Genomic DNA, 13,959 nt, shown 5'->3' with positions numbered 1-13,959 from the left:
TCTAATCATGTCATTGTTCTCGCAGCTCCAGCGCCGGGCCCATGACGGCCGTCCAGTCCGGGTCGGCCTGATCGGCGCCGGCAAGTTCGGCTCGATGTACCTGTCGCAGGCGCCGCGCACGCCCGGCATCCACCTCGTCGCGGTCGCGGATCTCTCCCCCGAGCGGGCCCGCGGATCGCTGCGGCGGGTCGGCTGGGACGAGGCCCGGTTCACGGCCGGCGGGCTGGAGGACGCTGCCCGAGCCGGGACGACCTTCATCACCGACGACGCGGACGCGATGATCGCGAGCCCGCACGTCGACATCGTGATCGACGCGACCGGCAGCCCCGCGGCCGGCATCCATCACGCGCTCAAGGCCTGCGAGCACCGCAAACACATCGTGATGGTCAACGTCGAGGCAGACGTCCTGGCCGGGCCGCTGCTAGCGCGCCGCGCCGCCGAGGCGGGCATCGTCTACAGCATGGCTTCGGGCGACCAGCCGGCGCTGATCGCCGAGATCGTCGACTGGGCCCGCACGATCGGCCTGGAGGTTATCTGTGCCGGCAAGGGCACGAAGTATCTGCCCGCCTACCACGCTTCGACGCCCGACACGGTCTGGGGCCATTACGGCTTCAGCGAGAGCCAGGTCGCGGGCGGCGACTTCAACGCCCAGATGTTCAACTCCTTCCTCGACGGCACCAAGTCGGCCCTGGAGATGGCGGCGGTCGCCAATGCCTGCGGCCTCACGCCCCCGCGCGACGGCCTCGCCTTCCCGGCCTGCGGCGTCGACGACCTGCCGAGCCTGCTCCGGCCGGTGGCCGACGGCGGCATCCTGGCGGACCGCGGCACAGTCGAGGTGATCTCCTCCCTGGAGCGCGACGGGCGGCCAGTGTTCCGCGATCTGCGCTGGGGCGTCTACGCAGTGTTCGAAGCGCCGAGCCGCTACGTGCAGGACTGCTTCGCGCAGTACGGGCTGAGGACGGACAGCACCGGCCGCTACGCCGCGACCTACAAGCCCTATCACCTGATCGGCCTTGAGCTCGGGATCTCGGTGGCCTCGATCGCCTGCCGCGGCGAGGCGACGGGCGCCACGACCGAGTGGCGCGGCGACGTGGCGGCGACCGCCAAACGCGCGCTGCGGGCCGGAGAGCGGCTCGACGGCGAGGGCGGCTTCACCGTCTACGGCAAGCTGATGCCGGCCTCCGACTCGCTGCGGCAGGACGCGCTGCCGATCGGACTCGCCCACAACATGGTGCTCAAGAACGACGTGCCGGCCGGCCGGGCCGTGCGCTGGAGCGACGTCGAGTACGACGCGGCCGGCGAGGCGATCCGGGTCCGCCGCGAGATGGAGGCCCTGTTCCGTGGCGAACTCGGCCTCGCGGAGCCGGCGCGCAAGGTCGCCTGAGCCCCCGCGACCGACCGGCTCCACGCGCCGCGGGGCCGGCCGGGCATGCCGACGAATCAGAGAGCCCGGGAACTGGGCCGATCGGAGGAAATGATGGATCACACAGCGAGCGTGGATCTAGCCGCCGCGGCTAGCAGGACGGATGTCTATCGCAAGATCACGTGGCGGATCATGCCGTTCATCGTGGTCTGCTACCTGTTCGCCTATCTCGACCGGGTCAATGTTGGCTTCGCCAAGCTGCAGATGATGTCGGATCTCGGCCTCAGCGATGCCGTCTACGGCCTCGGAGCCGGGATCTTCTTTCTCGGCTACTTCATCTTCGAGGTGCCGAGCAACCTCATCATGCATCGCGTCGGTGCGCGGGTCTGGATCGCCCGGATCATGATCACCTGGGCGGTCATCTCGGCGATGACCCTGTTCGTTACGACGCCGCTGCAATTCTACGTCGTCCGCTTCCTGCTCGGCGTGGCCGAAGCCGGATTCTCGCCGGGGATCATGCTCTACCTGACCTACTGGTTTCCCGCCAAGAAGCGCGGCTTCGCCCTCGGCTTTTACTACATTGCCATCCCGCTGGCCGGCGTCATCGGCGGTCCCCTCTCCGGCCTGATCCTCCAGCATTTCGACGGCTCAGAGACGTTGAAGGGCTGGCAGTGGCTGTTCCTGCTGGAAGCCATACCCTCGCTCCTGGCCGGCATCGCGGTGCTGTTCCTGATGGTCGACCGGCCGGAGCAGGCGAAGTGGCTCAGCGCCGAGGAGAAGGCCGAGGTCCGCACCGATCTGATGCGCGAGGACAGTGGCAAGATCGCCCATGCCAGCTCGAAGCAGTTCCTCAAAGACATCAATATCTGGAAGCTGTCGGCCATCTACTTCATGACGATAATCGGCCTGTATGGAATTAGCTTCTGGCTGCCGTCGATCGTCAAGAACTCCGGCATCGCCAATGTCGAGCTGATCGGCTGGATCTCGGCCATCCCCTACCTGATCGCGGTGCCAGCGATCATTCTGACCGGCATCAGCGCGGACCGCACCCGTCGGCGCCGGTTGCACTTCACTGTCGCCTCGGCGGTCGGCGCGTTCGGCCTCGCGCTCAGCGGCTACGTCGGGCATAGCCCATTCGCGGCAGTGATCTGGCTCACCGTGGCCACGGCGGGCATGCTCTCGGCGCTCTCGCTGTTCTGGGGTGTGCCGTGCGCATTCCTGGCAGGCTCCTCGGCCGCGGCCGGCATCGCGATGATCAACTCGATCGGCAACCTCGCCGGCTTCGTCTCGCCCTACATGGTCGGGTGGCTGAATGTTCTGACCGGCAATCCGGCGATCGGACTATATGCAGTCGCGGCCTGCATGATGGTGGGCGCTGGTCTTATCCGCATCATCCCGGCTGCGCTCGGCGATCGCTAGGACGTGCATGATCATTTCAGGTGACGGCGCTCTCTGCGCCGTCCCTACCTGTCCTTCCGCCTCCGAACCAACCCAGCCACCGGAGGCGCTGACGGAGCTTTTCCAAAGGAGCCGTTCGCAACCAGTCAGGCAATTTCAGCGTCCTGCTTCCATGTAGGGCTGCCGATCCCACGGCGGTTCGCAACAACCTGCAGGTTATTACTATATGTTTTGAGAATTAAATAGTCTTTAATAGTTTCTGTTATAGCGTGTACTGCCAGGATTGCGAAATATAGATGCGAATTACTGAAAGTGATAAATATGTCTATTCGAAATATTTTGACAGCTATGGTACTTCTGCTTGGCATTATGGCGGTCGGACTGGCAACTAACTCGCTTATTCGGCGAATTAATAGTAATAATACGGTGCAAACGGTTGCAAATTATGCAGGCGTCGACAGAAACTTATTCCTGGGCTTGAGCCGTCTTCGCCTCGATCGCGGCTACGGTGGTACGGCCCTGAAACTCGAGCCAAGCGCCAATCGCACATTCCGGCAGCTGTCGCTCGCTGCGCGTGCGGGCTCAGATGAAAGCCTGACGGCTGCCGCCAAGGGCTTGGCCGAGTCCCCCATCCCGGAACTGGCATCCATGGGCCGTGAACTCGGAGAGATGTTCGTCAAGTGGACGCACCTGCGGCCCGAGGTCGATAAGGCTTTCGATCTTCCGGTTGCCGCGCGTGATAAAGCACTCGTGACGACATTCGTCGACTCCGGGATCGCCATGACGAAGGTCCTGGAGTCGGCCTCTGCCGCCATGGTGACAGAGATCCTGCGACTCGACCCAAGCACCGGGACCATGCTGAACGCGCGTGAGATGGTTTGGCAGACACGGTTGGCGAGTGGCGAGGCCGGTTTAGTCGTCAACAATGCTTTGGGTGGAGATCGCGTCGCCACCGATGCCGAGCGCAACCTCGTGCGCACGGCGGAAGCCCGCTCTCTTATGGCCTGGGCCATGGTAGGCCGGATTGCGGCGCGACCGCAGGTTGAGGCGTCCGTAAAGAGAGCCTATGCCGCCGCCAACGAGGCTTACTTTACCGGGCCGTTTCATACGCTCCGCACGGGGCTGATCACGACCCTCGCGGACGGTAGTAAGGCCGAACAGAGTCTTGAGAGCGACTGGACGCCGGGGCTCGCCAAGGGACAAGCCTCCATTGTCGCTTCGGCCGTAGCGATCATGGACGCAGTCGTCGCGGAAGCCGAATTTCGTGCTCGCGAAGCACAGGCCTCGGTCCTGCTATACGCTGCGATCGTGGCCGTTGCGGTAATTCTGAGTCTCGTCGTCACCCTGATCGTACACCGCCGCGTCGCGAACGGTATCCTTCAGCTGTCGGATGCCATGCGGGCGATCGCTAGCGGGAGGCTGGAGACGCCGATCCCTGGAATGACGCGTGGGGATGAGATCGGAGTCATGGCTGAGGCGGTGCAGGTGTTCAAGGACAACTCGCTCCGTGCCATCGAGTTGGAAGCGGAGACGGCCGAAGCCCGGCTGGCAGCCGAGGAGCAGCGCAAAACCGGCATGCGCCAGATGGCGGTCACCTTCGAATCTGCGATCGGTGGAATCATCGCGATGGTCGCCTCTTCGGCGCGCGAGTTGCACGCCACCGCCCAGACGATGACATCGATCGCTACCGAGACGGCAAGCCAGTCCATCACCGTGGCGACCGCAGCCGAAGAAGCCGCCACCCACGTCAACACGGTCGCGGCCGCGGCCGAGGAACTCGGCTCGTCCGTGCAGGAGATCGGACGCCAAGTTTCCGGCTCGTCTGATCTGGCCCAGGTGGCAGTCGGCGAAGCGAACCAAACCATGCAGCTGGTGCAGGTCCTGAGCCAGGCCTCGGCCCGCATCGGTGACATGATCGGAATGATCAGCAGCATCGCCAGTCAGACCAACCTGCTGGCGCTCAACGCCACCATCGAGGCGGCGCGCGCCGGCGAGGCGGGCCGTGGCTTCGCGATCGTCGCCGCCGAGGTCAAGGGACTGGCTGCACAGACCACGCGGGCAACCGAGGAGATCGGCAATCAGATCAACCAGATCCAGAGCGCCACTGGTCAGGCCGTCGCAGCCATCGGGTCGATCACGGGGCGCATCCGCGAGATCAACGGTGTGGCCTCATCGATCGCCGCAGCGGTGGAAGAGCAGGGCGCGGCCACCCAAGAGATCGTGCGCAACGTGACTCAGGCCTCCGCGGGCACTGGCGAAGTTACGAGCAACATCAGCGGCGTGGCTCAGGCCTCCGAGGAGACGGGGGCCGCGGCTTCTCAGGTCTTGACGGCGGCCTCGGAGCTGTCGCGGCAGTCCGAGCACCTCGGTGCCGAGGTCGCCCGCTTTCTTGCAACCGTGCGGGCAGCGTGAGGACGCCATGGCTGAGATACTTGTCCTTCCGGTTCGCCTCGGAGGCTTCGACGAAGCTATGCGCTTAGGCGAGAAGCTGGCCGCCGCGCATGAGTGCGGCACGGATCTGGGCCCCCGAGCCCTACACATCCAGGCCGCTGGCGACAGGCTGCTCGAACTGGCTCGCGCCTTGGAACGTGCGATCGTGGAACTGGACCTCTCGCTGATAGAATCCGGTCACCTGGATCCGGACAAGCGTGAAGCTCTACGAGGCCTCGTCATCGAGGCGAAGCGCCTTGCCAACATGGCGCAGCGGTTTCCGGCCACCCTCTGACGGGTACTGCAACTTGCGGCCGGAAACAGAACCGGCCCATTAACTGATGGAGGCCGGCTTGGGCAGGCTGTTGTTGATCTCCGATGATCTAGCCCGAGCCCGGCGCCTCGCCCATTCCCTCGGCCCGGCCCTGTACTGCACCGTCCAAGACCTGTATGACGATGCTGCGCCATCGGAGCAGCCTGACCTGATCGTCGGCGACGTCGGCCAGCTCACCTCCGAAGCAATGATGCGACTGAGGCGAAAGCTGGAGCCACTGCGTGCTGCCGGCGCCCCGTTCCTATTCCTGACTCACGGCAACGTCGTCCGTGCCGAAGCTCAGGCCCGGCTTCTCGACCCAACCGACATCGTCCCGGCGCTGTCTGACCTTGAGCGGCTGCTGGCTCGGATCGATCGGCTCCAGAAAGTCGGTGGCTCTGCTGCTGCGGCCCATATGGCGGACGAGGCTCGGCAGTTCTTCGAACGCACCTTCTTCTCCGAACAGATCGTGACACCCGAGTTGGCGAGCACCGGCAGCTGCCTGATCGCCCGGGCTGTGCAGCACTGTGGCATCCGCGACTGGATCCGGGCCGTGCAACGCTTCGATGAGGCCACGCACCGGCACTGCCTAATCGTCACAGGGTTGGCAGCCGCGTTCGCGACCAAACTCGGCTTCACCGATCTTGACAGCTACCGCCTGACTAAGGCGGCGCTGCTGCACGACGTCGGCAAGACCCGGATCTCGGCCGCCATCTTGAACAAGCCCGGTCGGCTCACCGACGAAGAGATGGCGGTGATGCGAACGCATGCGGCGCTCGGCTACGACATGCTGGTGGATGGCGGCTTCTCACCGGAAATGCTTCAGGTCGTGCGATCACATCACGAGATGCTCGACGGCTCCGGCTACCCCGACGGGTTACGCGCACCCCAGATCCCCGACCTCGTGCGGCTGGTGACGATCTGCGACGTCTATGGTGCGCTGATCGAGCGGAGGCCCTACCGGGACCCGATGCCGGGCCGGGACGCCTACGGGATCGTGCAGTCTATGACCGGCCGGCTCGATGCCGATCTGGTCGCAGCGTTCGGCCCGATGATTACCGCGTTCGGTTTGGCTCAACTACCCAACGTCTAAACGAAAGGACTCCGTGCGAACCATATTGGTCATCCTGAACATCGCCTCCATATTCTCGGAAGCAGTCACAAGTGAGTTGCCATTCGAATTTGGTTCGGGGAGAGAACAGGCTTTAGCCATCCAATGCACTCGACAATTTGGCTATCGGACGCCGACGCCTCACCTTGGATTGCATGATCTTGCACCCTGCATTTCATAAATTATGCTCAATAAGTAAAAATAAGTACTCAGCTATAGAATCCGGGCCATAACAGGAGCTGTGACAATGTGGCCTGACTGGCTGGCTTTGGACCGGGCTGATTGAGAGGATCAGTCAGGATCGAAGGAGTCGGCCATGCGGCGAGGTCGGAAGAGGAGCGCGGAGCAGGTGGTGCTGAAGCTGCGCCAGATCGAGGTGCGAACAGACCAGGGCTAGGGCTTGGCGCTGGCGTGCAAGGAGGCGGAGATCTCCGAGCAGAGCTATTACCGCTGGCGCAAGGAGTACGGCGGTCTCCAGGTCGACCAGGCCAGGAAGACGAAGGACCTGGAGCGCGAGAACGCGCGGTAGCGTCGGTGCACGCAACGATAATTAACTTGTACCCACCAGTACACGCGGTTCAATTCTCGAGCGCGGTGCTGGGGGCACGAGCGCGGGGGAAAGTAACTGTAGAAGGTATCGCGGGTGACGCCAAAGCGCTTGGCGATCTCGGCGACGCTGATCGTGCCGGCAGCCAACATGGCCCGGGCCGCTTCGAGATCGGCCTCCTTAAGCTTTTTCGGGCGGCTACCCTTGCGGCCGCGGGCGAGCGCGGCCTTCAGGCCATCCATGGTGCACTCGCGGTTGATATCGAGGAAGTGCTCAGCCATGGCACCGTGCACCTGTAGCGCGAAGCGGCCGTGAGCGGTACCGTCAACCGTCTCCATAACAGCTCGCGTGCAGCGAAGAGCGACCCGACGGCCTCGCCAGAGTACGGGACCACGGTGCCCAGTTCTTCATCGTGGACCCGACAAGCGCCTGCTCAATCAGCAATCAACGGGTCATTTCGGATGTCCGACTGCTCTCGCATGTCCGAACCGACGAACATAGCTGTCGCGATGGCTTGCTTCGCCACGGAGCAGGTCACCGGAGGCTCGGGATCACCGCCCAGGAACTTTCACGCCCCGGTTCTCACCCGCCCTAGTAACAGCATTGAAGTTCCACCCCCCGACCAACGCCCGACCTCGCGCAGGATGCGACGGTGCTCGGGTGTTCCACGGGTGGATTGGTGCCACGTCTCGACGCGAGACGCGATCTCGGCACCGAGCGCCCGCTTCAAGCAGGCGCGCCGGACCCGTATCGTCGCCTCAGGGCTCGCGAGGGCCAGGGTGTAGTAGCAGGCCAGCGACCTGTCGCTCGCCGGCACATCAGCCAACGGGCTCCAACCGGTAGCCCCTGTCGTCCCCGCTACGATGACTTGAGGCGGTTCGATCGGAGGCGATCGGGCTGCCTTCATCTCGGAGGCAACGCGCGAGGTCGCGTCGCTCTCGTGTCGCTCGTGCGCGTCAGTCGACGGATCGGCCCAAGGTTGAACCGTCCGGCCGTCTGCCACGACGTGATCGATGGGCGCCCAGATCTCCTGAGATCCGACATGCCGTGATGGTTCGGCGGCAGCCGTTTGAGCAGACGCGACCTCGGTCGGCGACGCAGGGAGCTTGGATTGCACCGCATCGGCGTGGCGCGCGTCGGCCACGATGGCGGTCGGCTGGGCGTCGTGCCGCGCTTCTTGGAGCGGTGAGCTTGCAACCTGCATGGTGGCCGGCGCGACGCGTGCGGGTGTAGCACCGGTCGCAGGGGAGGGCGGTGCCGGGACGAAGGCCGAAGCGGGGACCGGTGCTACGATCGCCGTCGCTTCCGGCACGGGCTGGGCGACGATCCCGTCGACGCGTTCGACCCCGACCATTGTGGACTTGCTCCGCAAAAGTGGCTCTTCGTCATCTCGTGTGGGTCAAGGAGCCAGGAGCACGCGACGGCGTAGGAGGTCGAAGCCGGCCCGGCCGTACATCAGTCGCTTGATCAGGTTCAGTTTCGTAATCTGGCCCTCGGACGGGGCGTTGCTTCACGGCTCGTCAACGCCGCCCTTACCGCGGCCGCATCAACGACGAGCCCGGTGGCGAACGTCTGCGCGGCTCGGATGCCGCTCGCCTTCGCCTCGACGATCCAAGCCTCGAACGCCGCCAGACGTCGGATACCATGTGCGGACGATCCGTTCCCCTGAATCGCGCCGGGTTTTCCGGAGGCTGTTTGGTCTGGCTCAGGCGGCCAAGGCTTGGACCTCGGCCTGGGCATAATAGCGTGCCTCCGCCTCGGCGGGAGGGATGTGGCCGATCGGTTCGAGCAGCCGACGGTGGTTGAACCAGTCCACCCATTCCAGCGTGGCGTACTCGACCGCCTCAAAGGACCGCCACGGCCCACGTCGATGGATGACCTCCGCTTTGAACAGGCCGATCACCGTCTCGGCGAGAGCGTTATCGCACGAGTCGTCAACACTGCCGACGGAGGGTTCGACGCCCACCTCGGCCAAGCGGTCGGTGTAGCGGATGCTCACATCTTGCGATCCGCGATCCGAGTGACAGACGAGGCCGCTGCCGGCGAAGGGGCGGCGCTCGTGCAGGGCCTGCTCCAAGGCATCGAGCACGAAGTCGGCCCGGGCCGAGCGCGACACACGCCAGCCCACGATCCGGCGGGCGAAGACGTCGATCACGAAGGCCGCATAGACGAAGCCGCTCCAGGTGGCGATGTAGGTAAAATCCGCCACCCATAGCCGGTTCGGGCATTCGGCCCTGAACTGCCGATTGACCCGGTCGAGCGGGCAGGCCGCCGCCGGATCGGGAACGGTGGTGCGAACCCTCCGCCCCCGGACGACGCCAGCCAAGCCCATCGTTCGCATCAGCCGGACCACCGTGCAGCGCGCCACAATGATCCCTTCGCGGGCGAGCTGCCGCCAGACCTTGCGCACGCCGTAGACCCGGAAGTTCGCCTCGTACACGCGCCGGATCTCGACCATGAGTGCCGCGTCCCGCTTGGCTCGAGCCGACAGCCTCCCGGAATCGGCTCGTCGCGCGGCATGGGCGTGGTACGTCGACGGGGCGATCGGCAGAACCTTGCAGATCGGCTCGACCCCGTAGAGCGCACGATGATCGTCGATGAAGGCGATCATGACCGGAACCGGCGGTCGAGCTCCGCCTGGGCAAAATACGCGCTCGCCTTCCTGAGGATCTCGTTGGCCTGCCGGAGCTCGCGGTTCTCCCGCTCCAGCGCCTTGATCCGCTCGCGCTCGTCCGTCGTCGGTCCGGCCCGCACGCCCCGGTCGCGCTCGGCCTGACGGACCCACTTGCGCAGCGTCTCGCCAGAGCAACCGATTTTGGCCGCGATCGACTGGATCGCGGCCCATTGCGAACCGTGCTCGCTCTCATGCTCCCGGGCCAGCCGGACTGCCCGCTCGCGAACCTCAGGGGAAAAGGGTGGGATATGCTTCGTCATGGCTCCAGTCTCTCAAGAATTGGAGCCTCCGAACATCCCGGGGCGGTTCACGCTAACCAAGCCTCGAAGGTCGCCGAGTTGCGGTCGGGCAGAAGATCGATGGCACGATGATGGTAGAGGTCGACGACGAGCGTGCCCCAGGCGCGCCCGCGACGCCAGGCCCAGTCGTCGACACCGATTGCCCGCGCTCTTGAAACGCACGGCAGGGGCGCAGCGTGCATGAGGCGCAACAGCGTCGAGGCGCTCGCCGGCATGGAGAGATTTGCCAGCAGGCGCGCACCGGCTCGAGCGTTGATGGCCAAGCCGACGCGCTGCTGGGCCTTGGCGAGGCGTCGGGTTCGTCGGGCGTGCGGAGCCAGGAGAGAAGAGGCAGGAAGGCAGAATGTCTGTTGGGGACAGGAAGGGTTGAGGCAGCGCAGACGCCGGACGGTGAGGTCGAGCCGAACGGCTCGTCCAAGGGAGGGTGATCGGCGGGGTGCCGCCGATAGGAGCCGTTGTGAGAAGGTGCGTGCAGCCTGGGAGGCCTGACCCGTGCTTACGATTGACCGCGTGTCTTGGCGTTGATCTGTCGGCCCTCCAGGCTGCACCCGGGGCGTCACGAGACGTGACCTGATAGGAGCTTGAGGGAGTGCCGTCCCGTCACAGTCCTGTCCGCTCGCAGATCGCCTTCGGGTTCTACCGACCTGGAGCACCTGTATGCACGCTATCACACCGGACGCCGTCGTCATCGGCGTCGACACGCACAAGGATGTCCACGTCGCCGTCGCGATCAACGGAATGGGCGCACGGCTTGCCACCGCATCATTCTCGGTGACCAGCGCGGGGTATCGCAAGCTGGCAGCTTGGGCCGCCGAACTCGGTATCGTGCATGCCTTCGGCATCGAGGGAACCGGCTCCTACGGTGCCGAGCTCACGCGGGCCCTGATTGCCATGGGCTTGCGCGTCATCGAAGTTGGTCGGGTCAACCGGCAGCTCCGCCGCCGCCATGGCAAGACCGATACCGTCGATGCCGAGTCGGCGGCACGGGCCGTTCTGGCCGGTGAGGCTACCGACGAGCCCAAGCTCGGCGATGGGTCCGTCGAGATGATCCGTTACCTCAAGATTGCCCGCGATACCGCGCTGAAGGCGCGAACCCAGGCGATGGTCACGCTCAAAACGCTGCTGGTCAATGCACCGCAGGAGCTCCGCAAGCGGTTCATCGGCATCACCGGCAAGATGACGCTCATCCGCGCGATCGCCGCGTTGCGGCCGGGAGCGCCGGTGTCCACTACCGCGTCCGCCAAGGTGGCGCTTCGCGCACTGGCCAATCGGTGGCTAGTGCTGGATGCCGAGATCAAGGAGCACGACGCCGTCCTCGAGCAGCTGGTGCGTGCCCAGGCCCCAGCGCTGATGGAAGCGCCTGGCGTGTCGACCGGCACCATCGCCGAGATGCTAGTCGTTCTGGGCGACAATCCCCAGCGGATCCGGTCGTAAGCCGCATTCGCAAAACTCTGCGGCGTGTGCCCGGTGCCGGCATCGAGCGGAAAGACCAGCCGCCATCGTCTGAACCGCGGTGGTAATCGCCGGGCGAACGCCGCCTTGTACCGCGTCGCTGTGGTCCGGATGCGGTATCATCGGCCACCCCGGGAATACATCCAGCGCCGAACCAACGAAGGCAAGTCGCCTCGCGAGATCCGTCGATGCTTGAAGCGCTACTTCGCCCGAGAAATCTACCGGCATCTTTGTACCGGGGAAGCTCCGGTGCGCGACGCAGAAACTGCTTGACCGCTATAGGAGCATCAACGCAATGTGCGAGAGCTTCTTCGCTACGCTGGAGTGCGAGTTGCTTGACTGCCGGCGCTTCGCCTCTCAGGCACAGGCCCGCATGGCCATGTTCACCTTCATCGAGGGTTTCTACAATCCCGTGCGCCTGCACTCCGCGCTCGGTTATCGCTCACCCATCCGCTACGAACAGGAGGTGATCGCCAACCCTTGATCCGCAAGCGTTCCACCGCTCCACCAAAACGGGTCACCCCCAACTCCACGTCGTACCCTACCGATGATCAGCCTGCCCTCCTTTCCGACCTTCTACGCCGCGGCGTTTGCCCTCCCTGTTCCGCCAGGGTCGGGCATGCTGTTCATCACGGACGCGGCGTCGGATGGGGATTTCGAGTGGCTTTTAGACCGCTGCAGGAGCGACGCTGCTGGCTGCCGTGGTGCAGCATCCACCTCAGGCACTGGGCGTTGCCCCACCTCGAGCAGATCATCGTCTGAGACGACATTTCAAGGGCCGACGCGGCAATCACCAAAAATGTACCCTGAAACCTCGTTTAATGTATAATAGTTAAAAAATTTCACGGACAAGTGCGATTGCGCCATTTGTCTATTCTGTAGTTTGAGCTCAGAACGCGGGTTTCATGCAGACTATCTTTTCGACAGAGCTGTTTCGTCCGAAAGACCGGTTCCGGAGCTGGCGCGATGTCTGCGAAGATCGCCTTGTTCCGATGAATCAGAGCTGTCTAAACAAAGAACCGTTTGACGCAACGATCCAAGGTGCAAATATCGGGGGCTTGGATTTTACAAAGTTCGCGTTGCGCAACCTCAGAGCTTCGACGACGGCGCAGACGCTCCGCCACGAAAATCATAAAACTGACTACCTTTTTATGAGCATGGTTCTGACCGGTACCGTGCGTGCCGATCAGAACGATCAATCGAGCACGGACAAGGCTGGCGATTTCGCGATCCGCGACACGAATACACCCTGGACAATCGAGCATAACGGCTACAGCGAAGTGCTGGCCATCGCGATCCCACGGCAGCAGCTGGAGTGCACGCTGGGCTCGGCCCGGATCTTTGCCGGCTTGACGATCGACGGCCGATTGCCGGCGGCAACCTTGACGAGTTCGTTCCTATGCAACCTGATGCGTGAGAGAGACCGGCTACCGCCGCCCATGGCCGAGCGCATGGCCGGGATAGCGATTGATCTTGTCGTCGCCAGCCTCGCGGAGCGCCTCGCCCAGGAGGTTCCTCGATCCGTGTCCGGAACGATATTGGTTCAGCGCGCCAAGGCCTATATCCAAGCCAACCTGGGAGACGCGAGCCTCGATCCACCGCAGATCGCAACAGCTGTCGGCGTTTCGCTGCGGCGGCTTCAGGAGCTGTTTCACGAGCGCGGGCATCATATTTCCGAATACGTCTGGAGTCGCCGGCTTGAGGCCGCAGCTCAGCTTTTAGCTGATCCAGGGTGCACCCACTTGCAGATTGGCATCGTAGCCTATGGAACCGGCTTCGCCACGCAAGCCCACTTTTCACGCCGCTTCAAGGATCGATACGGTCTAAGTCCACGCGATTACCGCCACCGCGCGCTATTATACTCCGCCGCGATCTGACATACCAGTATAGGCTACTATCCCGAGTGCAGCCGGTATCGCATCGACCGCGGGCTCGCATTCAGGCGAACGGTGACCCATGGCGCGGCCAGATAGCGTTCCATCCGCGGTCTGCGGTGTGCCGGTGCCCATCCGGCTATCAAACGACGGTCTGAAGTGGGGCTTGTCGCCATATTGAAATGGCCGCTCAGCCAGCCCGCATCCAAGGGCAGACTGACCGTCATTTACCCGAAGAATCCGTCCCGCTACCGACCCGAGACAGGCGTCTCGATGATCGCCAGTGCTTCCCGAACGCGGTCATATGACGTCTGCTGTTGAACATCAGCCCAAACTGGCAAAAATATCACGGTTGTGTTTGTATGCGCAATCACGCAATATTAGGAACGATCCCAATGCATCGAAGATATTTGACTGAATATCGGTACGTAGAATTGATTTGAACGAAAGTATTATTTAGTCGGATTGCTGGACGTAATAAAAAAGTTCAGACTGCGC

The 13,959-nt window shown here is 63.7% G+C and carries 9 protein-coding genes, 6 pseudogenes and 1 other annotated feature; of the genes and pseudogenes, 10 read left to right on the top strand and 5 right to left on the bottom strand.

Features of this window, described 5'->3' with window-relative positions; genetic code table 11:
* Positions 1-7: 7 nt before the first annotated feature.
* From ACLBYB_RS25725 to ACLBYB_RS25700, 6 genes and pseudogenes are all read left to right on the top strand, one after another.
* The gene (locus tag ACLBYB_RS25725; protein ID WP_447700475.1) at positions 8-1,384 is read left to right on the top strand and encodes an NAD(P)H-dependent oxidoreductase; all 1,377 of its coding nucleotides are present in this window, start codon (positions 8-10) and stop codon (positions 1,382-1,384) included.
* Between the two features lie 171 nt (positions 1,385-1,555).
* Positions 1,556-2,782: an MFS transporter gene (locus ACLBYB_RS25720; protein WP_447700474.1), complete on the top strand. Its 1,227-nt coding sequence runs from the start codon at positions 1,556-1,558 to the stop codon at positions 2,780-2,782.
* 327 nt (positions 2,783-3,109) lie between these two features.
* Positions 3,110-5,173, top strand: coding sequence for a methyl-accepting chemotaxis protein (locus tag ACLBYB_RS25715; protein ID WP_447700473.1), 2,064 nt, complete (start codon positions 3,110-3,112; stop codon positions 5,171-5,173).
* Between the two features lie 7 nt (positions 5,174-5,180).
* Positions 5,181-5,486, top strand: a complete 306-nt coding sequence (locus ACLBYB_RS25710; protein ID WP_447700472.1) for a hypothetical protein — start codon at positions 5,181-5,183, stop codon at positions 5,484-5,486.
* A 58-nt stretch (positions 5,487-5,544) separates the two neighbouring features.
* The gene (locus ACLBYB_RS25705) at positions 5,545-6,597 is read left to right on the top strand and encodes an HD-GYP domain-containing protein (RefSeq protein WP_447700471.1); all 1,053 of its coding nucleotides are present in this window, start codon (positions 5,545-5,547) and stop codon (positions 6,595-6,597) included.
* A 334-nt stretch (positions 6,598-6,931) separates the two neighbouring features.
* Positions 6,932-7,141, top strand: a pseudogene (locus tag ACLBYB_RS25700) (transposase); the annotation flags it as partial.
* 89 nt (positions 7,142-7,230) lie between these two features.
* Here ACLBYB_RS25700 and ACLBYB_RS25695 read toward each other — a convergent pair.
* The 5 genes and pseudogenes from ACLBYB_RS25695 to ACLBYB_RS25675 form a co-directional block, all read right to left on the bottom strand.
* Positions 7,231-7,488: pseudogene (locus tag ACLBYB_RS25695) on the bottom strand (helix-turn-helix domain-containing protein); the annotation flags it as partial.
* A gap of 1,073 nt (positions 7,489-8,561) precedes the next feature.
* Positions 8,562-8,977 (bottom strand): annotated as a pseudogene (locus tag ACLBYB_RS25690) (transposase); the annotation flags it as partial.
* A complete protein-coding gene (locus ACLBYB_RS25685) occupies positions 8,868-9,773 on the bottom strand; it encodes an IS3 family transposase (RefSeq protein WP_447700530.1) in 906 nt (301 codons plus the stop codon). The pseudogene ACLBYB_RS25690 and the gene ACLBYB_RS25685, both read right to left, overlap by 110 nt.
* Positions 9,699-9,815: a sequence feature (AL1L pseudoknot), on the bottom strand. Its footprint overlaps the gene before it by 75 nt.
* Entirely contained in the window at positions 9,770-10,096 is a 327-nt protein-coding gene (locus ACLBYB_RS25680) for a transposase (RefSeq protein WP_447700529.1), read from the bottom strand. It overlaps the preceding feature by 46 nt. The genes ACLBYB_RS25685 and ACLBYB_RS25680 overlap by 4 nt, the downstream gene beginning before the upstream one ends.
* Positions 10,097-10,149: 53 nt before the next feature.
* A pseudogene (locus ACLBYB_RS25675) lies at positions 10,150-10,589 on the bottom strand (ISL3 family transposase); the annotation flags it as partial.
* Between the two features lie 203 nt (positions 10,590-10,792).
* On the opposite strand from ACLBYB_RS25675, the gene ACLBYB_RS25670 reads away from it, so the two are divergent.
* The 4 genes and pseudogenes from ACLBYB_RS25670 to ACLBYB_RS25655 all read left to right on the top strand — a co-directional run bounded on the left by ACLBYB_RS25670 (position 10,793) and on the right by ACLBYB_RS25655 (position 13,464).
* A complete protein-coding gene (locus ACLBYB_RS25670; RefSeq protein WP_447700470.1) occupies positions 10,793-11,569 on the top strand; it encodes an IS110 family transposase in 777 nt (258 codons plus the stop codon).
* A gap of 15 nt (positions 11,570-11,584) precedes the next feature.
* Positions 11,585-11,860 (top strand): annotated as a pseudogene (locus ACLBYB_RS25665) (transposase); the annotation flags it as partial.
* A gap of 16 nt (positions 11,861-11,876) precedes the next feature.
* Positions 11,877-12,071: pseudogene (locus ACLBYB_RS25660) on the top strand (integrase core domain-containing protein); the annotation flags it as partial.
* Between the two features lie 421 nt (positions 12,072-12,492).
* Positions 12,493-13,464, top strand: coding sequence for a helix-turn-helix domain-containing protein (locus tag ACLBYB_RS25655; protein WP_447700469.1), 972 nt, complete (start codon positions 12,493-12,495; stop codon positions 13,462-13,464).
* The last annotated feature ends 495 nt before the right edge of the window (positions 13,465-13,959 follow it).

It is taken from the genome of Methylobacterium sp. D54C, assembly GCF_053345595.1.
The sequence above is the reverse complement of the archived record's forward strand: the minus strand, read 5'-3'. Positions and strand labels throughout refer to the sequence as shown.